This window comes from Bacillus sp. AK031 (genome assembly GCF_053903065.1).
The window spans coordinates 221,765-242,050 of record NZ_CP096424.1; the positions used below are offsets into that span (position 1 = coordinate 221,765).

The window sequence follows — 20,286 nt, forward strand, 5'->3', positions numbered from 1 at the left end:
CACAAATGGCCCTGCCTTGTGTTTACGGTAAGGTCTGAAACAATAAAAAGGGTGGTGAGAACCAGTGGCATCGTTACGCGACATTAAATCTCGTATAACTTCTACGAAAAAGACGAGTCAAATAACTAAAGCTATGCAAATGGTTTCTGCATCAAAGATGGCCCGTGCTGAAACGAATGCAAAAGCATTTGTTCCTTATATGGAAAAAATCCAGGAAGTCGTTTCATCGATCGCTCTTGGAAGCACAGACGCATCCCATCCGATGCTAGTCTCCCGCCCCGTTAAAAAAACCGGCTACTTGGTCATCACATCTGACCGCGGTTTAGCGGGAGCATATAACAGTAATGTTATACGACTTGTCCATAATCAAATCAAAGAACGTCATTCATCCAATGATGAATTTGCTATAATTGCAATCGGCCGTATCGGCAGGGACTTTTTCCAAAAACGTGGCTTCAATGTAATCGAAGGCATTACCGGAATCCCTGATCAGCCGAGTTTCTCTGATATCAAAGATATCGCGAACAAAGCAGTCGGCATGTTCTCTGATGGCGCTTATGATGAGCTGTACTTATACTACAACCATTATGTGAGTGCCATTCAGCAAGATGTTACTGAAAAGAAGGTTCTGCCATTGACAGATCTTGATACTTCAGCAAAATTGACATCTTACGAATTTGAGCCTTCTGCAGAAGATATTTTAGAAGTACTGCTTCCTCAATATGCTGAGAGCTTGATTTACGGTGCATTGCTTGATGGTAAAGCCAGTGAGCATGCTGCACGTATGTCAGCGATGAAGTCTGCAACGGATAATGCGAAGGAATTAATCAACAGCTTATCCCTTTCTTATAACCGTGCACGCCAGGCTGCCATCACTCAGGAAATCACCGAAATCGTCGGTGGAGCAGCTGCATTAGAATAACCAATCACTACGGCTGGAGGTTTCATCCTGCCCAGCCTTTTTCTTATAATATGTCGTCAAATGCTAGATAGGAGGGAAAAAGATGAACAAAGGACACGTTCTTCAAGTAATGGGTCCGGTTGTTGACGTTAAGTTCGAAAGCGGTCAACTGCCTGATATCTTTAACGCTCTTGTTGTCAAACAAGAAGCGAAAGCAGATGCTAAAGGCATCGATTTAACACTAGAAGTTGCCCTTCACCTAGGTGATGATACGGTCCGTACAATCGCGATGGATTCCACTGATGGATTGACTCGCGGAATCGAAGTAGCAGACACTGGAGCTCCTATCTCAGTTCCAGTTGGTGATGTTACTCTTGGACGTGTATTCAACGTACTTGGTGAAACAATTGACCTTGATGAAGAAATCGACAAAAGTGCCCGCCGTGATCCAATTCACAGAGAAGCACCTAAATTCGATCAACTTTCCACAGAGGTTGAAATCCTTGAAACTGGTATCAAAGTAGTAGACCTTCTTGCTCCATATATCAAAGGTGGTAAGATCGGACTATTCGGTGGTGCCGGCGTAGGTAAAACAGTATTAATCCAGGAGCTTATCAATAACATCGCCCAAGAGCACGGCGGACTTTCCGTATTCGCTGGTGTAGGTGAGCGTACTCGTGAAGGAAATGACCTTTTCCACGAGATGAGCGATTCTGGCGTTATCAAGAAAACAGCAATGGTATTCGGCCAAATGAACGAGCCGCCGGGAGCGCGTATGCGTGTTGCCCTAACTGGTCTTACAATGGCTGAATATTTCCGTGATGAACAAGGACAAGACGTTCTTCTGTTCGTTGACAACATCTTCCGTTTCACGCAAGCAGGTTCCGAGGTTTCCGCCCTTCTTGGCCGTATGCCTTCAGCGGTTGGTTACCAGCCGACACTTGCAACGGATATGGGTCAATTGCAGGAGCGTATCACATCAACTAATGTAGGTTCTGTAACATCGATCCAAGCGATCTATGTACCTGCCGATGACTACACGGATCCAGCTCCAGCAACGACTTTCGCTCACTTAGATGCAACAACGAACCTTGAGCGTAAGCTTTCTGAGATGGGTATCTACCCTGCGGTAGATCCGTTGGCATCTACTTCCCGTGCACTTTCTCCTGAAATTGTTGGAGAAGAGCACTACAGTGTTGCACGTCAAGTACAGCAGACACTACAGCGTTATAAAGAACTTCAAGATATCATCGCAATCCTTGGTATGGATGAGCTTTCAGATGACGATAAATTGATTGTATCACGCGCACGCCGTGTTCAATTCTTCTTATCTCAAAACTTCCACGTTGCTGAACAGTTCACTGGCCAAAAGGGTTCATATGTTCAGGTTAAAGATACTGTTCAAGACTTTAAAGAAATTCTTGAAGGTAAATATGACCACATTCCAGAAGATGCATTCCGTCTAGTAGGTCCAATGAGCGACGTACTTAAAGCAGCAAAAGAGATGGGTGTAGAAGTATAATCAGGGACCAGGAGGGAATAAAATGAAGACATTAAAGGTCAATATTGTCACTCCCGATGGCCCAGTGTACGAATCTGAAGTGGAAATGGTAAGCACCAAAGCTCAGAGCGGTGAGCTTGGAATCCTTCCAGGACATATTCCAATGGTTGCTCCATTGCAAATCGGTGCCGTCCGTTTGAAAAATGGCAACGACACTGAGCTTGTAGCTGTCAGCGGCGGCTTCTTGGAAGTCCGTCCTGATCAAGTGACAATTCTGGCGCAATCAGCAGAGAGATCGCAAGCGATCGACGTTGAACGTGCCAAACAAGCAAAAACTCGTGCAGAAAGCCGCCTAGATGCGAGCAAGGAAGAAATCGACTTCCGCCGCGCAGAACTTGCACTGCGTCGTGCAATGAACCGTATCAACGTTCACGAACGCAATTTCTAAACCAAAAACCCAAACGCCTTTCCCAAGCGGAAAGGCGTTTTTTTATGTGGTACTTTAGTACTGTAAAGCGCGATAGGGGACAGTCCCTCTTATGACTTTAAAGCGGTGAAGCGCTAAGAGGGACAGTCCCCCTTAATACTTTACAGTGTTAAAGAACTCTGAAATATTTGTAAAATTTATTCATATGGGGTTTACATGTGCTACAATAGGGTATGTGTCGAAATTTGCTACAGGTTTATGTCGATTTTTTTACATAAAAGGAGTTTTATGAATGATTGAGGGATTCGGACAGCAGGCATTATTCAGTATGCTTGTTCATTTAGCTTTCATTGCTGTCAGCTTCTGGGCATTGCAGGCTTTGAACTTTGACAAGTTTCTAAGAGCCAGCAGGGTATTCCAGGCAAGGCTGCTTTTTATCTTGTTATCAATTGCAATAGGATCGATTGTCGGAAATTTCTTTCTTGACTATCTGATGTGGTCGCAGCAGCTGCAGTATATTTTGCAATCCGTCACCAATTTGTAAAAAAATAGGTCGTTGTACATGTATGCAAATGCTTCGGCATTGAGTATGATTTCTATTGTGTGTTTCTTTTCACAAATGCAGAGAAAAGCATACGAATCACCGTTCCATTGTCACAAACATCGAAGATAAGTCTAAACTATATAGAGAACAAAATTGCCTCAGGAATATGTAAAAAGATGAGGACAATTCCCAAGTATGTTCCGCCTTTTACAGGAAACACTGTGACTAAGGGGGAGAGGGATTATGAAGAGATATTTTACATTGCTGCTGGCAGGCTTAATGGGGATTTGTTTTATCATCGCTCTTAGCGGGAATTATACGAATGCGGCCAACCATTCATCAGATATAGAAATACTTGCAGATGCAGTAGAACAATCGGATGGGCGTATTACTGAATGGTCTCTATATGCAAGGGAAAATTTAAATTTCTCCACGGATAAAGGTTTTACAACTTTTATCAAAACTATGCAAGAGAATAACCCGGACTTTAGTTGGATTTATGACCAGGACAAAGACAGAAATGAACTAAAAGGTTTAATTCAACATTCAACCGGGGTAGAGATTATTAAAGTGGTGACGACAAAAGCTGACAACCACCACCTTTCGTATATGATATACGAATTCCGCGGAATCAAATGGAATCATCTTACGAAGCAAACTGTTCAAGACCATTATTTTCCTAAAGTGAAAGATCTTTTCGAAGGAGATCCATTAATTTTCTCTTGTATCAAAGGCGAATTCAGTGATACACTTGACGGAGTTTTATCAAAGCAATCTAACAAGTTACTATCTATTTTAGATGCAAATGAGTTGGAATCATTAAAAGAAAACGATTTTTATTCGATATCGGCTTTTTCTAATAAATTCGAACAACATGTGCCGACTGAAAATCAAGACATGAACTTGCAACTAGGCCTACGGAAAAAAGGAATGGGCGCACAGACAACCTTTGTCATTGGCACACCCATCCTTACGGTTGAATATTAATATAGAGAAATTGGACGCGGAGGGGAATACTCTTGGAAAAAATCATCGTCCGCGGCGGCCAGAGACTAAACGGCACTGTGAAAGCAGAAGGTGCAAAGAATGCTGTTTTGCCTGTGATCGCTGCTACATTATTAGCTAGTGAAGGAAAGAGCGTCATTAAGGATGTACCAACTCTCTCCGATGTATATACTATCAATGAAGTATTACGTCATTTAAATACAGATGTTACGTTTTTAAATAATGAAGTAACTGTAGATGCATCCAGAGAGTTATTTGTAGAAGCACCATTCGAATATGTTCGCAAAATGCGCGCATCTGTTCTTGTCATGGGTTCATTGCTTGGAAGAACAGGGAAAGCCCGTGTAGCTTTGCCTGGTGGCTGTGCAATCGGTTCAAGGCCGATCGACCAGCATTTGAAAGGCTTCGAAGCGATGGGAGCAAAAGTGAAAGTCGGCAACGGTTTCATTGAAGCTGAAGTTGACGGAAAACTTAAAGGTGCCAAAGTTTATTTGGATTTCCCAAGTGTGGGAGCGACTGAAAACATTATGATGGCAGCTGTACTTGCTGAAGGTACAACTGTTCTTGAGAATGTTGCAAAAGAACCTGAAATCGTTGACCTTGCAAACTTCCTGAACAAAATGGGAGCCAATGTTAAAGGTGCGGGTACAGGAACGATCCGAATTGAGGGTGTAGAACGCCTATATGGTGTTGAGCATAACATCATTCCTGACCGTATTGAAGCAGGAACATTCATGGTTGCTGCAGCCATTACAGGTGGAAATGTACTTGTAAAAGGTGCAATCCAGGAACACATGTCTTCCCTTGTTGCTAAAATGGAAGAGATGGGTGTTACGATCATTGAAGAAAAAGAAGGCTTGAGAGTGATCGGCCCGGATAAATTAAAGCCGGTCGATATCAAAACAATGCCTCACCCTGGGTTCCCGACAGATATGCAATCCCAAATGATGGCCCTGCTGCTTTGTGCAGAAGGAACCAGCGTCATTTCGGAAACCGTATTTGAAAACCGCTTCATGCACGTCGAAGAATTCCGCCGTATGAATGCTGACATCAAGATTGAAGGACGTTCTGTGATCATCAATGGTCCTGTTTCTCTTCAAGGTGCAGAAGTCGGTGCAACCGATCTGCGTGCAGCAGCAGCATTGACAATTGCCGGACTTGTGTCAGAAGGGTACACTCGTGTAACCGAACTTCATCACTTAGACCGCGGCTATGTGGACTTCCATAAGAAACTGGAAGCACTCGGAGCAGATATTGAGCGTGTCACTGAAGTGGAAGAAGACGTTGACGTAACAGCGAACGACCAAATCATTTCTGATCTAAATGCATAAATATAACTTTGATAAAGCTCTGTAGCCACAGAGCTTTTTTCAATTTTCAGAATAACATATCAGGCAAGCTCTTCCAAATGATAAGGCCAGAAATCCTTTGGGGTAATCATCCACTAAAGAGGGACTGTCCCCTATGCTGCTTTAACGCGCTAAAAGGGACAGTCCCTTATAACGATTTAAAGCATTAAAGCAAACACGCATTCAAACAATTTTTTCCCATTTCAAAGTTATAATTGCTTGTCCAAGCCCATACATATGAAGTGAGGTGGAGAAGTTCAGGACTTCTTCGCTTTAATTATTAACATGGAGGCATCGGACATGAAGCAATTCAAACCAGTACTCATTACAGTCGCAATTCTTATGGCAGTCACATTCCTCGTTCCTACACTCCTAGTGCTTCCCTTCTCAGGTGATGAAGCAGGCAGCGAACTAGATGAAACCACCAAGAAGCCGGAAAAAGCCACCCTTTTAGAAGATTCTGTAGAAGTTGCCGTATACAGATCTGCGAAAGAAATAATTGAAAAGATTCCCTTAGAAGAATATGTCGTTGGAGTCGTTGCAGGAGAAATGCCTGCTGATTTTGAAATAGAGGCGTTGAAGGCACAAGCATTGTCTGCACGGACCTTTGTAGTCACCCAGATGATGAATAAAGATGAAAATGTACCTGAAGGTGCAGATGTGACTGATACAGTAGATGATCAGGTATTCAGGAGTACCGAGGACCTGAAGCTGCAATGGGGTGCCGACTATCAGTGGAAAATGGATAAAATCACTCAGGCTGTCTTAGAAACCAAAGGAAAAATCCTTACTTATGAAGGAAATCCCATATCAGCGCAGTTTTTCTCAACCAGCAACGGATATACCGAAAACTCTGAAGCATACTGGGCCAATTCCCTGCCATATTTAAAAAGTGTGGAAAGCCCGTGGGATAAAGAATCACCAGTATTTAACGATCAAAAAGTAGTACCGTTATCTGAATTTCAAGAGAAGCTGGGTATCGCCCTTGAGGGGGATAACTCTGTCGGTACCATTACAAACCGGACCCCGGGAAAACGTGTCGGTACGGTCGTGATCGGCGGGAAGGAATTCACCGGCCGTGAGATAAGAGAAAAGCTCGATTTGCGTTCTTCCGACTTCACCTGGTACCGCAAGGGAGATCACATTGTCATTACGACCAAAGGGTTCGGCCACGGAGTCGGCATGAGCCAATATGGTGCCAACGGAATGGCCAAAGAAGGGAAAACCTATGAAGATATCGTCACTCATTATTATCAGGATGTGAAAATCTCTTCCTCTGAAACAATCCTTAAGCAGTTTACTGCAAAAAAATAGAAACAAAAGGAGCGGCCTGAATCAACAGGCCGCTCCTTTTTCCTTACAATAAATTATTCCCCGTTCAACTTCACCCGGACCCAATCCATTCCCCTGGCAATCACATGTGTCTTCTTCCCAAAATATGTCCGATTGACAATCAAAAGGCAAACTGCAACGCCCAGCAGGTCTTTCGCCGCGTCAATAAGCGTCGCTGACCGATAAGGAACGAACGACTGATGGATCTCATCCGTCAACCCGTAGAAGCCTGCAATCATAGCTGCAAGGAAGCTTGCGGCATATGTAAGGCGGCCATGCGCAAGCAATGCCAAGACAAATAATACATAAAGAATGGCAAATTCAATTAAATGCAAGGATTCTTTAAAGGTGCGGTCAAACCACTCATCCTGCATGCTGATAACCATATCATCCGGATTGCTCGACATATACCAAATCAACATCATATATAAAAATGGAGCAGCCGTGAGTGCCCATTTAATCAACTTTCTCATGAAAAATCCCTTTCTTATCAGAAATCTGCTTTTATTTATTTTACCACTTATCCAGTTTTCTTCCATGCTTTAAAAGAAAATGTGATAAATAATACATATTTATAATCAGTTTGTCGAAAGATAAGAAGTAAAAAATTTTTTCAGGAAGATGTATATATTTTTTTCAAAGTGTTCAGAATGATTGCTGAGGTGATGAAAATGAGAGAGGAAGAAAAGAAACAACCTTCTCAGAAATTTTTTAAAAAACGTTGGGCATACCCAGCAATCTATCTAGCAAGTGCAGCAATCATTATTACAGCAATCCTATGGTATCAAGCAGCTGGAAATGATGTTGCAGAGCAAGACCTTGGTTATGAAGAGGATGTTCAGACTGGTAATGAGTTTGATCGTCCAGCAGTTGAAGTTAACCGGACAATGGAAAATTTCGTGATGCCTGTAGCCAATGAAAATGAAGTCGTCATCGAAAAAGAATTCTACGATGTAACGGCTTCAGAGGAAGAACAAGAAGCAGCATTGATTGTGTACGACAATCAGTATCATCCGAACCAGGGGATCGACATTTCAATGGATGGCAAGGAATTTGATGTACTTGCAGCAATGAGTGGTACAGTTACAAAGGTTCAAGAAGATTCTCTACTTGGAAACATGATTGAAATTGAGCATGACAAAGGAATCGTTACACGCTATCAGTCAGTGAAAGATTTCGCAGTTAAAGAAGGCGATGCTGTTAAGCAAGGACAAAAGCTTGCTGCGGCTGGCCAAAGCTTGTTCAATGAAAAAGCTGGAGTTCATGTACACTTTGAAATCCGCAAAGATGATGTTGCCGTTAACCCAAGAGACTATGTGAATAAATCTTTAGCCACTTTGCAAGAAGTTACTTTCGATGAGAATCAATCAGGTGTAGATGCTGAAGGGGCAGAGGATCAAGAAGAATCCCATGTACCGGATGCAGCTGACAGCCAAAGTGAAGACGGTTCTGAAGAAGAAGGATCTGAAAGCACTCAAAGTGAAGACGATGCTGCTGAAGAAGGAACTGACACTGAGGACAGCGCAGACCAGGGTTCTGAAGAAGGAACTGAAGAAGATAACAGTTCAGAAAACGAATAAAAAAATAAACGAAGGGTTGTCCAAATTTGGACGGCCCTTTTTGAGTTAAAAAAATTTCCGGGGAAATTCGACTTCTTCAATATTATTAAAAGAAAATATTTTAACTCAAGGCAAGCGATTTTTAGACCTGCTAAAAGTATCCTGAAAAAATAACAGTCTATCCTGATAACTCTGAAATCCCGGTTCTTGTCTATGAAAAGTGATTGACCAGGGAAGCCGTGCTGGTATGATAGAACATACACCTTAATTTTCTGATAATTTATAAAAAGGACATTTTCAACTGTAAGGAGGAAAAAAGATGCTCTTATATTTATGTTTTATTGTAGTCACAGGGATATGTCTCATCATGGCCTTAAAAAAGAAAAAGGCCTTCTTTCTTGTCATTCCATTGGTTTCGATTTGCGTATATGGTATCGTTCAGCTGTTTCTGCTGCCATCCCCGCTTGTCGGTATCATAGATTTGGTATTTAGTTTCCATGATCTGCTTCAGTGATAAATGGCATTATACGTCCCACGCCATTTCCCCGCAAAATAATGAATAGAGAGTCTCACCGGAAGAATTCAGAAAATATCGACTAAACACTTGTCCTTATTCACTTTTTCGTGCATATATCTTGACCATGCTTAATAAAATGATACAAACCTGACAAAAAAGAGAGTGTTTGAGGTGAAGAGTCGTTATTTCAGACAGCGTAATATGCCATCGTCATGTTCATATCTTGTAGTGCCAGAAAGCCGACAAGCAATAAATAAAGCTTTCTGCCGCAAATAAAGCAGCAATTGCGGTTATCCAGTATAATAGCTAGAACGAGTCTCATTTCACACTTCTCCATCCAATTTAGGGAGGTAGAGTGGTGTGCACGATTACATCAAAGAGAGAACAGTAAAGATTGGGAAATATATCGTGGAGACAAAGAAAACCGTTCGCGTCATCGCGAAAGAGTTTGGCGTATCGAAAAGTACAGTCCATAAAGACCTGACAGAACGATTGCCTGAAATCAATCCCGAATTAGCAAATGAAGTAAAAGATATCCTCGATTATCATAAATCAATCCGCCATCTCCGCGGGGGCGAAGCAACCAAGAAGAAGTACAAAAAAGATGAGCTTGAGATCAATTAAAAAGTACCAGGTATCAAGATGTATATGATACCTGGTACTTTTTGTTGTTCTGCCTGGGTAAATGGGTGTTTAAAACATTTTTTATAAATGTGGTGCTGATTTCCGCTCCAGGTGCGCGACTCCGCGGGGCGGGCGGTGAGCCTCCTCGGCTTTGCCTGCGGGGTCTCACCTGTCCCGCTAGTCCCGCAGGAGGTCGCGCACCTTCCGCTTCAATCCATTGTAATATCCTTATATCAAAGTCAAACTTTATTTGATGTTATTCCTAGTCAGAAACTGCATATTTCTTCTCTACAAGCTAGCTTTCAAGCTGATCAATCACAATTTAGTTCATCTCCGCAAACCCGCCATTTGCAACACCTGCAAAAAAGCAGTCATTTTACATACCCAAACGTAATGAATTGTTAAACTGTTTTTCTTGACATTTTTTAGACAATTAGTATCTTTTTTCGACACCTATATGGTAAAATAATAAATTAGGTGAAGTTTTCCTTCACTGCTGAAATTTTAACAATAAAACCCACAACGATACATCTTGAAAATATAATGCAACAAATAAATGAACGCGTTGAAAAGAAGAAGGGAGAACGGAAACAGATGTTTGCGAAAGATATTGGAATTGACCTAGGAACGGCGAATGTACTGATACATGTAAAAGGAAAGGGAATCGTCCTTAATGAACCTTCTGTCGTGGCGATTGACCGTACCAACAATAAAGTCCTTGCAGTCGGTGAAGAGGCAAGGCGCATGGTCGGGAGAACGCCTGGCAATATCGCTGCAATGCGTCCGTTAAAAGACGGCGTAATTGCTGACTTTGATGTAACGGAAGCAATGTTAAAACACTTCATCAACAAATTGAATGTAAAAGGGTTCCTTTCCAAGCCTCGCATTCTGATCTGCTGCCCTACAAACATCACAAGTGTTGAACAAAAGGCAATCAGGGAAGCGGCTGAAAAAAGCGGCGGGAAAAAAGTTTACCTTGAAGAAGAACCAAAAGTCGCGGCAATTGGTGCCGGAATGGATATCTTCCAGCCTTATGGAAATATGGTTGTAGACATCGGAGGCGGAACAACGGACGTTGCGGTTCTGTCAATGGGAGACATTGTAACGGCTTCTTCCATTAAAATGGCCGGTGACAAATTCGACGCTGAAATCCTTAGCTATATTAAAAAAGAGTACAAGCTGCTGATCGGAGACCGTACAGCAGAAGATATTAAAATCAATATTGGAACGGTATTCCCAGGATCCCGTGACGAGTCGATGGAAATCCGCGGCCGTGACATGGTATCAGGACTTCCAAGAACAATCACTGTAAAATCAGCTGAAATCGAAGGGGCTCTCCGTGAATCGGTAGCTGTCATCGTGCAGGCTGCGAAAAACGTCCTTGAAAGAACACCGCCAGAGTTGTCAGCAGACATCATCGACAGAGGCGTAATCCTTACAGGCGGAGGAGCATTACTCCACGGAATCGACCAGCTTCTCGCTGAAGAGCTTAAAGTACCTGTCCTTGTCGCAGAAAATCCTATGGACTGTGTAGCAATCGGAACAGGCATCATGCTTGAAAACATCGATAAAATCAGCAGAAGAAAAATCAGCTGAATCCAATAAACACCAATTAAAAATACCAGTAAAGCCATAACATTCCCAGAAATGTTCCGATATAATGAAAGAAGAATGATTGTACGTAAAAAAAGAGGTGTAAACTATGCTGCGCGGATTTTATACGGTTGCTTCCGGAATGCTTTCACAGCAGCGGAAAACCGAAATGCTGTCAAATAACCTGTCTAACGCCAATACTCCGGGATATAAAGCGGACCGAACGTCCATGAAAGCTTTTCCGGAAATGATGCTGGCGATGAATGGCCAACAAAATATTCCGACTGAAAACGGACTTACACTCCCTATGTCCCAGCGTGTAGGAGCATTAAACACAGGTGTATATATGCAGGAAACGATGCCGGCATTTTTACAAGGTGATCTTCAGGAAACGGAAAGGAAGACAGATGTTGCGCTTGTAGACGGCAATATCCCTGTCGATCCGGAAACAGGCCTTCGCGGTGGAGTGTTCTTTGCCCTTCAAGGAGGGGATGGGACTCCCCGTTATACAAGGAATGGTAACTTTACTCTTGATGGACAAGGCTATCTGACTTCAGCAAGTGGGATGTATGTTCTTGATCAAAACGGCCAGACAATCCAGCTGCCGAAAGATGACTTTGCAATAACCGGTGAAGGCCGTGTGCTTGTTGACGGCGTTGAAACAGCAAGGCTTGGAGTTGGTTTTGCAGAGAACGCCAACTTGCTTGTAAAGCAAGGGGACGGGCTTTTCGTCACAGAAGATAACGAACCTCTTCCTGATGCATATAACAGTGATGCAACGTTCAGTATGCAGCAGGGCTCTATTGAACGCTCGAATGTAGATACAGCCAGGACAATGACGGACATGATGGCAGCATACAGGACATTTGAAGCAAACCAGAAGGTCCTGCAGGCATATGACCGAAGCTTGGAAAAAGCAGTAAATGAAATCGGCCGTGTGAATGGCTAGTCAGAAAGGGAGACTGACCGATGAACCGAACGATGATTAACGCAACCAATACACTGAATCAGCTGCAGAAACAAATGGATACGATCGGGCACAATCTCGCTAACAGCGACACCAACGGTTACAAACGCAGAGAAGCGATGTTTTCAGAACTGCTTTTCCAGCAAGTCAGCAACCATAAAGGTGATACCGATAACAATGGCCGGTTGACTCCGAACGGCATCCGCCAGGGAACGGGAGCAAGGCTTTCGCAATCTGAAATCAACTTGAAGCAAGGTGCACTGAAGACAACGGGTCGCAATCTTGATTTTGCCCTTACCAGCAGCAATCAATTCTTCAAGGTACTGGTTCAAGGTGAAGAAGGTGCAGATGTCCGTTATACCCGTGACGGCGCCTTCTACGCCAATCCGATTGGAAATGGTGAAATGATGCTGGTCAATGGACAGGGTCACCCTGTGCTCGATGAGAATGATAACTTCATTACCTTTGGTGAGAATATGAAGAGTGAAGATATTGTGCTTAAAGACAGCGGGCAATTGACCATTGCAGGCATCCCTTTTAATCTTGGTGTCGTATCCATTGAAAAACCACAGTTTATGCAGCAAATCGGCCAGAACCTCTTGGGTCTTCCAAATGATTATGAGGGGCTTGGTGTTAACGAAGGCGATATATTGACCAACTTAAATGGTGGTCTCAGAAACAATATTGGACTTGCCCAAAGCACCCTTGAAGCATCCAATGTCGATATAGGAAAAGAAATGACGGACATGCTGAACGTCCAAAGAGCTTATCAATTTCAAAGCCGCTCCATTTCGATGGCAGACCAAATGATGGGGCTTGTAAACGGAATCCGTTAAAAGGAGTTAAGACAATGACTGAAAAAGAGATTCTGCAAGAAGGAAAAACAAGAGAAGAAATCAAAGCTGAAAAAAAGGATAAAAAGAAAAATACAGCTGAGGAAAAGCCAGGCAGATGGGTGCGGATCCGTCTGCTTCCAATCTGGCTGCGCGTCCTTCTTTTTGTCATCCTTCTTGCCGGAAGTCTCATTGGAGGAGCCATGGTCGGCTACGGCATCATCGGGGACGGCAAACCAATGGATGTATTGGAGAAAGCAACCTGGCAGCATATCATTGATATAGTGTTGAAGGATTCATAATATTTCCGGTCTTCAATAAGAAGGCCGGTTTTGCTGTTTATAAAAGAGAAATTCAGGTAGAATGTATAGAAGAAGACAATACATAAACGTAAATAATAGGAGGCAATACAATGCTTGATATTACCCAGATTAAAGAAATCATCCCACATCGTTACCCATTCCTGCTTGTCGACAAGATCGTTGAAATCGAAGAAGGAAAAAAAGCGGTTGGAATCAAAAATGTGACAGCTAATGAAGAATTCTTTAACGGCCATTTTCCAAACTATCCAGTAATGCCTGGAGTTTTGATCGTTGAAGCTCTTGCTCAAGTAGGAGCAGTGGCTATGCTGAAAAAGGAAGAAAACCGCGGACGCCTGGCATTCTTCACAGGAATCGACAACTGCCGTTTCAAACGCCAGGTAAAACCAGGCGACCAGCTTCGCCTTGAAGTCGAAATGGTGCGCTTCCGCGGTGCCATCGGCAAAGGAAAAGCCATCGCAACAGTAGATGGAGAAGTAGCCTGCGAAACCGAAATGATGTTCGCGCTCGGAGAAAAACAAGAATAAATAACAAACAAAAGGCCCAGCTGTCAAACCAGCTGGGCCTTTTCAATGCAGCAACGCGTTACCACACTAAGAGGGACAGTCCCCTATTGCACATTAACGTTTTAACGCGCTAAGAGGGACTGTCCCTCTTAGCGCGTTAAAGGATTAAAATTTATGAATTTGCATGCAAGTTCCCAAAAAAATGGGGAATGCTATCAAAAGACCAGAGAGATAGGTCTCAAAATTTCTTGAATTGAAAGGAGTCATACACAATGAATAAAAAGCTATTAGCCATCCTTGGTGGATCAGCACTTTCCGCAATGCTACTTGCAGGTTGTAACGCCAACCAGGAGCCGCCTCCGGAAGATGAGGCTCCGATGGAAGAAGAAGCTCCTGATACAGACATGGGAGAAGATAACGGAGATATGGACATGGATATGGATACAAACGACGGTGAAGGTAATATCACTGAAGACGACAATGGAAACATTGACGATAACGAAAATGGCGACATGGGCAATGAAAACGGTGAAGGACCAGTTGATGAGCTTGAAGATGAGTTGACTGATGACGAAGAAAACAATAATAATCAGTAACACTGCAAAGAGAACCGGAATTCCGGTTCTTTTTTTTTGAGAGGATTTCCAACATTTTCAGTAGTGATTGTTTTCTCTCAATAACTCTAAGAGAGCTTAATGTGATATAGTAAGTATATTGGAGAGCATTTTATATTAGGAGGTACTTCGCCTGAATGATTAAAAATTTGCCACAGGGAATGAAGATAAGCATTTCCCGTTCAATCACGACCGCATTTGAAAGTTATATGGAAGAAATACATTGGAACGAAGATAAATTCGACTTGGCTGAATTTGCAAGAACTTGGCGAGAGTATATTACCAATAATGCATCTTGGTATAAGCAATTATCAGACCAGGAAAAAAATGACCCGGCATTTCATGAAGATCTGGCAAAAAAGATTAATGAAATCATAGAAAAAATCCTTTCGGAGAAACCATCTGAGCAGCAAATCGAAGAAATTGAAGAATTGCAAAAGCAGTTGAATACAGACTACCCTTATTCCTGCAAAGCGGAAGCCAGGTATGTTTTAAATATTCTTAAACAACAAATGAGCTAATAGGAAGAACTTGAAACCATGGTTTCAAGTTCTATTTCTATTCAGCACGCAAATTCCTCCTTTTTATCTCCATAAGTGTTGTGAAATGAATAAATTCTTCTTTAGTCAGGCCCTGCTGAATCGCATCCTTTAATAAGTGAATCCAATCATCCTCTACCTGCATATTTTCTGATTCGTCTAATATAATCATATCTAGAGGCACACCCAATGCATGAGCAATCTTTTCGAGCACATTTATCGAGGGATTTTTTTGCAGCCCCCTCTCAATGGAACTAATATAAGATTTCGATATATCGGCAGTAAAGGCTAACTCGTTTATGGTGATTCCTTTCCGTTCTCTGAGTAGTTTTATTTTTTCACCAACCATAGTCTGAACACCTTCTTCAAAAAGTTTTATTATTCATTATAACGAACTAAATGTTTTTTATAAAATTAGCATATTTAAGAAAGATTCAGTAAACAGAAGGGATTCTTAGAAAAGTGTTCTTTATTAAGAATAAATGAAAGAATTCAGTATTTAGTGTTGGAAGTTATATCCTTTATACTAGGACTATCAGATCGATATAACGAACGAAAGGGGTGGAACCATGTATAAGAAGAATTGCCAGCGCTGCAGCCGATCCTCATTCAGCTCTACAGAAATGGGAGAATGGATATGTCCATCTTGCGGAAATGACCTCACAGCTTCTCCATTTTTCGATGCATCAAGTTTCATTCAAATTAACCAGAAGGTTGTCCCTCTCGAAAAAAAACTAAAGGCTTACAGTAAAACATTCCCATGTAGAACAACGATCGTTCGACAAAAATCACTCTAAATTATTTTAATTTACTGAAAATTAACGCGGTTTAGCAGAAATTGTAAAAATTTATAGGATAAAAGTTGCCCATCACAGCAAATTTTTACACAAAATAGGTTTCTCTTATTAGTATAATGGTTATAGTTAAATAACTGGTTAGCCAACGGGATAGTCAGACAAAGGCAAACTCATTGAAAGGTGAGGACGCAAAGTCACAGATCTAAGGCAGGATAATCGATTTTGCTATGATGGCTGGATTGCCTGAAATACTAAGAGTATTTTAGGAGGAGATTTTACAGTGGTGGAAAAAGAATTAGATTTGGAATGGATTAACTTGATCAAGGAAGCAATGTCAGTAGGGGTCACCAAAGATGAAATCCTAGAATACCTACATACGAATAGAGAAGAACGAAAAGTACTTGTAAAATAAAAAAGCTGTTCCCGGCGAAGGGAACGGCTTTTATTTTTGATTCAGTTTCCATTTATTAAATTCAATGAACTCACGGAACTGCTCTTTGCTGATACCGGAATCCATCGCCTGTTCAACAATGCTGACCCAGTCTGAATCAATATGCTTGTCTTCCACCGTGTCATATAGCAAAGAATCAACCGGAACATTCAACGCTGAAGAGATCTTCTCCAAAAATTGAACCGATGGATTCTTCTGTAAGTTTCTTTCAATCGAACTCAAATAAGATTTCGCAACTCCGGCTTTCTCAGCCAGCTCCGTCATCGACATCTTTCTCTCTTGTCTAAGCTTCTTCACTCGTTCCCCGATCATTACCGTTCACATCCTGTACGCATAATCATCCTAACCTTACTGCTATTATACCACAAAGTAAATACAGACTTTAGTGGAATTTGTCATTTTTTGTCTAAAAAAGTTCAGTTGCTGGTTTTGGAAGCAACAGCAAGCCTCGGTTTAGATTTCATCTTATCTTTAAATTCCTGAACCAAGCCAGTTCCCTGGAATCCTTTTTCAACAAGATCATCAAGCAGGAGCTCCGCATACTCATTCCGCTGCTTCTTCAATTTACCTTCAAACAGAATGCTTAAGTTAAAATCCATTGACTTAATGCAGCTGATCCTTGTCATGAACGCCGCCGGATCATTATCCGGATGGGAAATGACTACCTGAACTTCCAAATCATCCTCTTCCTGCTGGGCATCACGGAAAAAGTCATAATACTCCTTCTTCATGCAACCCTCGATCAGCCAGGTGCCTTTTTCATCTTCTTTATTAATAATTAAACCGTCCACTATTTCAATATCCTTAAGATCATCGTTTTCAACAACTTGAAGTGTGATTACTTTAAAGGTTTTCATGAACGATCCTCCATCTCAATAGTTTGTACAAATTATAACATATTGAAGATTCAAAACATAATAGGGCAATTATATCTCTTTCAAACAGAGGTGTTGATTTCCGCTCCAGGCACTCGCTTTCCTGGGGGCGGGCGGTGAGCCTCCTCGGCTTTGCCTGTGGGGTCTCACCTGTCCCGCTAATCCCCCAGGAGTCGAGTGCCTTCCGCTCCAATCAACGTCGTGGGAATATAATAATAATCTGTTACCACGACGATCATTCTCAGCGCACACTATGAAGAAATAATATTCGTGCTCTTCAAAATGAGAATGGATAGTAAAAACATTGATTAGCAGCAGGCGCTACTCTACGCGTTTTGCGTTGATGATGTAGCGCTCTTCGGTGCTTGATAAATATTCGAATGGATAACAGGTTGATAAAGTCAGGATCTCGTCTGGCGATGTAGTCTGGACTACTGACATATCATCTTCCTTTACGATGAACATCTCGTAAATTTCATATGTGAACTTTCCGCTCTCCATTTCTATATGAAGAAGGTCGCCTTCTTTTAAATCCCCCATCTTTTTAAAAACGGTGTCCCGGTGGCCGGCGAGAAAAATACGGTCCTGCTGGTTCGGCAGCTTTGTTGAAGAATAGTGGCCGACTCCTTTTTCCAGTTCCTCTTCATCTGTTCCTTCTATAATGGGAAGTTCTCGATCGAGGGCGGGAATGTCGAGGATACCGAGGACATCTCCTTGTTCGAATGAGTAACTACTTATAGAAGGTTCTTTTTCATTCTCACTGTCAGGTTGTTCTTTAGGAAGAACTTGTGCTTTGGCTTCCTGGAGAGCCTTGTCTTGGTGTTGTTTTTGTGAGTATAGTTGGTATCCCGCATAGCCAATTAAGCTGATACCGCCGACCAGCATGGCGATACTTAGAAATCTTAGTAGTTTATTAAACAAGTTAATACCTCCTAATAGTGGAAAATATCTAATTTTATTTTCACATAAAAAAGAATTATTGTGTATTTCTTTTTCTTTTATATTCATCTATAAAATCTAAACCTATTGAAATCAAGGGTTTCAGGTGATTTACAGGCTACTTGTTCTTAATAAAACACATAAAGTTCATTATAAATTACAAAATAGTAAGAAAACTTGAGATATTTCCAGAAAATTCATGTTTAATGTTCTTTTTAACGAAAAAACGACCGAATTTCGGGTTTTTCAAACTAATATAAATGTCCTATACTCACATTAATAGTTCGCTAAAGAGAACAAAACAGCGAACAAAACTTAATAGTTAAAGGAAGTTGAGGGTTATGAAAAAACATTTCACCAACTTCGTTCTTAAAACCTTACATAAAGCAAAGCGTTCACTAAAAAGGACGGACGAGGGAGGGAGAACCATTAGATACTCTCGATTCAGGAAGTTTAGAAGGAAAAACAAGGGGTTAAGTGTTTTTGCTCAGGTGATTGCAATTTGGTACCTTGGGATGTTTGCTGCTACATATTTCACTAGTGATACTGGAGCTTACTTTAATGATGTTGAGAGTATTTCAGGAACAATTTCAGCCGCAGCAGATTATTGTGCTGAAGCAGAAGAAGATAGTGAATTTTGGAAAAAGTATTGTGAAGAGTTAAGCAACAAGCATGATAATTCAGGAATAGGAAATGGTCCAGATACTTCAGATCAAGATACTGGAGAGGGAACAGATCCCGACAACCCAGGTCATAACAAGGATGACTGTGATGATCATACAAGTGCCAATTGCTCTGAAAAGAAAAAAATCTCAAATCTAAAAGAGAATCATACCAGCAACTCAGTTACATTAACTTGGAGTAACCCAACCTTCCAAAAATTCACCTCAGTAACAGTCTTTAGAGATGGAACAGAGGTAAGTAAAAATATTGTTAACGGCCAGTATGAGGATGAAGCTCTTCAACCTTCAACTAGATACTCCTATAAACTAGTAGCCTTTGATAAAACAGGTGAAGAAATGGACGAATCCATCATAGAAGTAACAACAACAGCAACAACGGAACAACCTGAAGAGGAAACAAGTAAAGACCAAACGGAGGAACAGCCTGCTGGAGTAGATTCTGATGAGACACAAACAGATACCACGGCTCCTGCAGAAGTTACAAACATTAAGACACAGAGCAATGGTGCCAACATAACCTTTAACTGGATAAACCCAGCTGACTCTGATTTCGCCTATGTAAAGATTTATTTAAATGGAAACGAAGAGCCTATTGAAAAAGAAGTAACAGATATAACAGTATCAATAAAACAAAAACCAAAGGAGAAAGCGACGTATAGAATCACAACAGTAGATACTTATGGCAATGAATCCCCTGGTACATTAGTGACTGTCAATCAATAATTGGTTAATTTACTAAATTAACTTAACTGAAAGGTGATAAAAATGAATACAAAAAAAATAATGAAGATCAGTAGTAATATAGTCAGTATCGTGCTATTCATAGTTTTAGTTTTTATGATATTTGTGGTTATTTCTTCAAAGGCTTCTGGAGGAGAGCCCCAATTTCTAGGATACCAACTTAAAACTGTTTTATCTGGATCGATGGAACCAACCTTTAAAACTGGATCAATTATTGCTGTCAAACCAGTTGAAGATCCAACTAGCTTGAAAAAAGGTGATGTCATTACTTTCATGCAACAGGACAACAACATAGTTACCCATAGAATTACAGATGTAATAGAAAATGGAGATCAAACAATGTACCACACCAAAGGGGACAATAACACTGATCCCGACACAAATCCAGTTTTGGCTCCAAATGTATTAGCAAAGTATACCGGATTCACTATTCCATTCTTGGGATATTTCATAGATTTTGCAAAATCAAGTAAAGGTACTGCAATACTCTTAATAGTTCCAGGTATTCTACTGCTAGGGTATTCAGGATTCTCAATCTACTCAGCATTAAAAGAGCTTGATAAGAGTCAATTAAAAGAAGATGCACAAAAAACAGCTTAATCTTGGTTGTACTCCTTATAAAAATATAAGGGTTCAATATATAAACTACATACCTTCAAAAATGAAGGC

26 protein-coding genes and 1 riboswitch are annotated in these 20,286 nt (G+C 41.3%); of the genes, 20 read left to right on the plus strand and 6 right to left on the minus strand.

Going from position 1 to position 20,286, the window contains the following annotated elements; translation table 11 throughout:
* Window positions 1–64: 64 nt before the first annotated feature.
* The 7 genes from M1E09_RS01060 to spoIID all read left to right on the plus strand — a co-directional run bounded on the left by M1E09_RS01060 (window position 65) and on the right by spoIID (window position 7,041).
* Window positions 65–922, plus strand: coding sequence for a F0F1 ATP synthase subunit gamma (locus tag M1E09_RS01060; RefSeq protein WP_456273062.1), 858 nt, complete (start codon window positions 65–67; stop codon window positions 920–922).
* An 82-nt stretch (window positions 923–1,004) separates the two neighbouring features.
* Window positions 1,005–2,423: a F0F1 ATP synthase subunit beta gene (gene atpD, locus M1E09_RS01065; RefSeq protein WP_456273063.1), complete on the plus strand. Its 1,419-nt coding sequence runs from the start codon at window positions 1,005–1,007 to the stop codon at window positions 2,421–2,423.
* Between the two features lie 22 nt (window positions 2,424–2,445).
* Window positions 2,446–2,850 carry a F0F1 ATP synthase subunit epsilon gene (locus M1E09_RS01070; RefSeq protein WP_456273064.1) on the plus strand — a complete coding sequence of 135 codons (405 nt, stop codon included), beginning with the start codon at window positions 2,446–2,448 and terminating at the stop codon, window positions 2,848–2,850.
* Between the two features lie 271 nt (window positions 2,851–3,121).
* Window positions 3,122–3,373, plus strand: coding sequence for a DUF1146 family protein (locus tag M1E09_RS01075; protein WP_456273065.1), 252 nt, complete (start codon window positions 3,122–3,124; stop codon window positions 3,371–3,373).
* Between the two features lie 243 nt (window positions 3,374–3,616).
* A complete protein-coding gene (locus M1E09_RS01080; RefSeq protein ID WP_456273066.1) occupies window positions 3,617–4,360 on the plus strand; it encodes a YwmB family TATA-box binding protein in 744 nt (247 codons plus the stop codon).
* A gap of 32 nt (window positions 4,361–4,392) precedes the next feature.
* Window positions 4,393–5,709: a UDP-N-acetylglucosamine 1-carboxyvinyltransferase gene (gene murA / locus M1E09_RS01085; protein ID WP_456273067.1), complete on the plus strand. Its 1,317-nt coding sequence runs from the start codon at window positions 4,393–4,395 to the stop codon at window positions 5,707–5,709.
* Window positions 5,710–6,027: 318 nt separating this feature from the next.
* Window positions 6,028–7,041: a stage II sporulation protein D gene (gene spoIID, locus M1E09_RS01090; protein WP_456273068.1), complete on the plus strand. Its 1,014-nt coding sequence runs from the start codon at window positions 6,028–6,030 to the stop codon at window positions 7,039–7,041.
* Between the two features lie 53 nt (window positions 7,042–7,094).
* Here spoIID and M1E09_RS01095 read toward each other — a convergent pair whose 3' ends face one another.
* Window positions 7,095–7,532 (minus strand): VanZ family protein, encoded by a 438-nt coding sequence (locus M1E09_RS01095; protein ID WP_456273069.1) that lies wholly within the window; start codon window positions 7,530–7,532, stop codon window positions 7,095–7,097.
* Between the two features lie 198 nt (window positions 7,533–7,730).
* Here M1E09_RS01095 and M1E09_RS01100 point away from each other — a divergent pair, with 198 nt between their 5' ends.
* Both M1E09_RS01100 and M1E09_RS01105 read left to right on the plus strand, forming a co-directional pair.
* Window positions 7,731–8,639: a peptidoglycan DD-metalloendopeptidase family protein gene (locus M1E09_RS01100; RefSeq protein ID WP_456273070.1), complete on the plus strand. Its 909-nt coding sequence runs from the start codon at window positions 7,731–7,733 to the stop codon at window positions 8,637–8,639.
* Window positions 8,640–8,937: 298 nt separating this feature from the next.
* Complete coding sequence (locus M1E09_RS01105) at window positions 8,938–9,132, plus strand: hypothetical protein (RefSeq protein WP_456273071.1); 195 nt, start codon at window positions 8,938–8,940, stop codon at window positions 9,130–9,132.
* 190 nt (window positions 9,133–9,322) lie between these two features.
* Here M1E09_RS01105 and M1E09_RS01110 read toward each other — a convergent pair whose 3' ends face one another.
* Window positions 9,323–9,457: a hypothetical protein gene (locus tag M1E09_RS01110; protein ID WP_456273072.1), complete on the minus strand. Its 135-nt coding sequence runs from the start codon at window positions 9,455–9,457 to the stop codon at window positions 9,323–9,325.
* Window positions 9,458–9,495: 38 nt separating this feature from the next.
* Between M1E09_RS01110 and spoIIID the strand changes: the two genes are divergently transcribed.
* From spoIIID to M1E09_RS01150, 8 genes are all read left to right on the plus strand, one after another.
* Entirely contained in the window at window positions 9,496–9,759 is a 264-nt protein-coding gene (gene spoIIID, locus M1E09_RS01115; protein ID WP_006838368.1) for a sporulation transcriptional regulator SpoIIID, read from the plus strand.
* Between the two features lie 594 nt (window positions 9,760–10,353).
* Window positions 10,354–11,355, plus strand: a complete 1,002-nt coding sequence (mreB, locus tag M1E09_RS01120) for a rod shape-determining protein MreB (RefSeq protein ID WP_456273073.1) — start codon at window positions 10,354–10,356, stop codon at window positions 11,353–11,355.
* A 106-nt stretch (window positions 11,356–11,461) separates the two neighbouring features.
* Window positions 11,462–12,301 carry a flagellar hook-basal body protein gene (locus M1E09_RS01125; protein WP_456273074.1) on the plus strand — a complete coding sequence of 280 codons (840 nt, stop codon included), beginning with the start codon at window positions 11,462–11,464 and terminating at the stop codon, window positions 12,299–12,301.
* A 20-nt stretch (window positions 12,302–12,321) separates the two neighbouring features.
* Window positions 12,322–13,155 (plus strand): flagellar hook-basal body protein, encoded by an 834-nt coding sequence (locus M1E09_RS01130; protein WP_456273075.1) that lies wholly within the window; start codon window positions 12,322–12,324, stop codon window positions 13,153–13,155.
* 14 nt (window positions 13,156–13,169) lie between these two features.
* Complete coding sequence (locus M1E09_RS01135; protein WP_456273076.1) at window positions 13,170–13,454, plus strand: DNA-directed RNA polymerase subunit beta; 285 nt, start codon at window positions 13,170–13,172, stop codon at window positions 13,452–13,454.
* Between the two features lie 110 nt (window positions 13,455–13,564).
* Window positions 13,565–13,999 carry a 3-hydroxyacyl-ACP dehydratase FabZ gene (fabZ, locus tag M1E09_RS01140; RefSeq protein ID WP_456273077.1) on the plus strand — a complete coding sequence of 145 codons (435 nt, stop codon included), beginning with the start codon at window positions 13,565–13,567 and terminating at the stop codon, window positions 13,997–13,999.
* 251 nt (window positions 14,000–14,250) lie between these two features.
* Window positions 14,251–14,574, plus strand: coding sequence for a hypothetical protein (locus tag M1E09_RS01145; protein ID WP_456273078.1), 324 nt, complete (start codon window positions 14,251–14,253; stop codon window positions 14,572–14,574).
* Window positions 14,575–14,729: 155 nt separating this feature from the next.
* Entirely contained in the window at window positions 14,730–15,113 is a 384-nt protein-coding gene (locus M1E09_RS01150) for a hypothetical protein (RefSeq protein WP_456273079.1), read from the plus strand.
* A 37-nt stretch (window positions 15,114–15,150) separates the two neighbouring features.
* Here the strand turns inward: M1E09_RS01150 and M1E09_RS01155 are convergent, their stop codons facing one another.
* Window positions 15,151–15,480 carry a helix-turn-helix domain-containing protein gene (locus tag M1E09_RS01155; protein ID WP_456273080.1) on the minus strand — a complete coding sequence of 110 codons (330 nt, stop codon included), beginning with the start codon at window positions 15,478–15,480 and terminating at the stop codon, window positions 15,151–15,153.
* Window positions 15,481–16,081: 601 nt separating this feature from the next.
* Window positions 16,082–16,175: riboswitch (cyclic di-GMP riboswitch) on the plus strand.
* Window positions 16,176–16,211: 36 nt separating this feature from the next.
* Between M1E09_RS01155 and M1E09_RS01160 the strand changes: the two genes are divergently transcribed.
* Window positions 16,212–16,340 carry an anti-repressor SinI family protein gene (locus M1E09_RS01160; protein ID WP_456273081.1) on the plus strand — a complete coding sequence of 43 codons (129 nt, stop codon included), beginning with the start codon at window positions 16,212–16,214 and terminating at the stop codon, window positions 16,338–16,340.
* Between the two features lie 30 nt (window positions 16,341–16,370).
* Here M1E09_RS01160 and M1E09_RS01165 read toward each other — a convergent pair whose 3' ends face one another.
* From M1E09_RS01165 to M1E09_RS01175, 3 genes are all read right to left on the minus strand, one after another.
* Complete coding sequence (locus M1E09_RS01165) at window positions 16,371–16,691, minus strand: helix-turn-helix domain-containing protein (RefSeq protein ID WP_456273082.1); 321 nt, start codon at window positions 16,689–16,691, stop codon at window positions 16,371–16,373.
* Window positions 16,692–16,795: 104 nt separating this feature from the next.
* A complete protein-coding gene (locus M1E09_RS01170) occupies window positions 16,796–17,236 on the minus strand; it encodes a YwpF family protein (RefSeq protein ID WP_456273083.1) in 441 nt (146 codons plus the stop codon).
* A gap of 339 nt (window positions 17,237–17,575) precedes the next feature.
* Window positions 17,576–18,175, minus strand: a complete 600-nt coding sequence (locus M1E09_RS01175; RefSeq protein ID WP_456273084.1) for a class D sortase — start codon at window positions 18,173–18,175, stop codon at window positions 17,576–17,578.
* Window positions 18,176–18,534: 359 nt separating this feature from the next.
* On the opposite strand from M1E09_RS01175, the gene M1E09_RS01180 reads away from it, so the two are divergent.
* Together M1E09_RS01180 and sipW are read left to right on the plus strand one after the other, a co-directional pair.
* Window positions 18,535–19,599, plus strand: coding sequence for a hypothetical protein (locus tag M1E09_RS01180; protein ID WP_456273085.1), 1,065 nt, complete (start codon window positions 18,535–18,537; stop codon window positions 19,597–19,599).
* A 42-nt stretch (window positions 19,600–19,641) separates the two neighbouring features.
* Window positions 19,642–20,217, plus strand: coding sequence for a signal peptidase I SipW (gene sipW / locus M1E09_RS01185; RefSeq protein WP_456273086.1), 576 nt, complete (start codon window positions 19,642–19,644; stop codon window positions 20,215–20,217).
* Window positions 20,218–20,286 lie beyond the last annotated feature (69 nt).

Excerpts from the sequence above, each read along its gene's own strand:
- M1E09_RS01135 (WP_456273076.1), top strand. The coding sequence starts at position 13,170 with ATGACTGAAAAAGAGATTCTGCAAGAAGGAAAAACAAGAGAAGAAATC.
- M1E09_RS01070 (WP_456273064.1), top strand. The coding sequence starts at position 2,446 with ATGAAGACATTAAAGGTCAATATTGTCACTCCCGATGGCCCAGTGTAC.
- M1E09_RS01155 (WP_456273080.1), bottom strand. The coding sequence starts at position 15,480 with ATGGTTGGTGAAAAAATAAAACTACTCAGAGAACGGAAAGGAATCACC.
- M1E09_RS01100 (WP_456273070.1), top strand. The coding sequence starts at position 7,731 with ATGAGAGAGGAAGAAAAGAAACAACCTTCTCAGAAATTTTTTAAAAAA.
- M1E09_RS01130 (WP_456273075.1), top strand. The coding sequence starts at position 12,322 with ATGAACCGAACGATGATTAACGCAACCAATACACTGAATCAGCTGCAG.
- M1E09_RS01145 (WP_456273078.1), top strand. The coding sequence starts at position 14,251 with ATGAATAAAAAGCTATTAGCCATCCTTGGTGGATCAGCACTTTCCGCA.
- M1E09_RS01075 (WP_456273065.1), top strand. The coding sequence starts at position 3,122 with ATGATTGAGGGATTCGGACAGCAGGCATTATTCAGTATGCTTGTTCAT.
- M1E09_RS01170 (WP_456273083.1), bottom strand. The coding sequence starts at position 17,236 with ATGAAAACCTTTAAAGTAATCACACTTCAAGTTGTTGAAAACGATGAT.
- mreB (WP_456273073.1), top strand. The coding sequence starts at position 10,354 with ATGTTTGCGAAAGATATTGGAATTGACCTAGGAACGGCGAATGTACTG.
- M1E09_RS01080 (WP_456273066.1), top strand. The coding sequence starts at position 3,617 with ATGAAGAGATATTTTACATTGCTGCTGGCAGGCTTAATGGGGATTTGT.
- M1E09_RS01095 (WP_456273069.1), bottom strand. The coding sequence starts at position 7,532 with ATGAGAAAGTTGATTAAATGGGCACTCACGGCTGCTCCATTTTTATAT.
- spoIID (WP_456273068.1), top strand. The coding sequence starts at position 6,028 with ATGAAGCAATTCAAACCAGTACTCATTACAGTCGCAATTCTTATGGCA.
- atpD (WP_456273063.1), top strand. The coding sequence starts at position 1,005 with ATGAACAAAGGACACGTTCTTCAAGTAATGGGTCCGGTTGTTGACGTT.
- M1E09_RS01150 (WP_456273079.1), top strand. The coding sequence starts at position 14,730 with ATGATTAAAAATTTGCCACAGGGAATGAAGATAAGCATTTCCCGTTCA.
- M1E09_RS01110 (WP_456273072.1), bottom strand. The coding sequence starts at position 9,457 with ATGAGACTCGTTCTAGCTATTATACTGGATAACCGCAATTGCTGCTTT.
- M1E09_RS01180 (WP_456273085.1), top strand. The coding sequence starts at position 18,535 with ATGAAAAAACATTTCACCAACTTCGTTCTTAAAACCTTACATAAAGCA.
- M1E09_RS01125 (WP_456273074.1), top strand. The coding sequence starts at position 11,462 with ATGCTGCGCGGATTTTATACGGTTGCTTCCGGAATGCTTTCACAGCAG.
- M1E09_RS01105 (WP_456273071.1), top strand. The coding sequence starts at position 8,938 with ATGCTCTTATATTTATGTTTTATTGTAGTCACAGGGATATGTCTCATC.
- M1E09_RS01165 (WP_456273082.1), bottom strand. The coding sequence starts at position 16,691 with ATGATCGGGGAACGAGTGAAGAAGCTTAGACAAGAGAGAAAGATGTCG.
- fabZ (WP_456273077.1), top strand. The coding sequence starts at position 13,565 with ATGCTTGATATTACCCAGATTAAAGAAATCATCCCACATCGTTACCCA.
- sipW (WP_456273086.1), top strand. The coding sequence starts at position 19,642 with ATGAATACAAAAAAAATAATGAAGATCAGTAGTAATATAGTCAGTATC.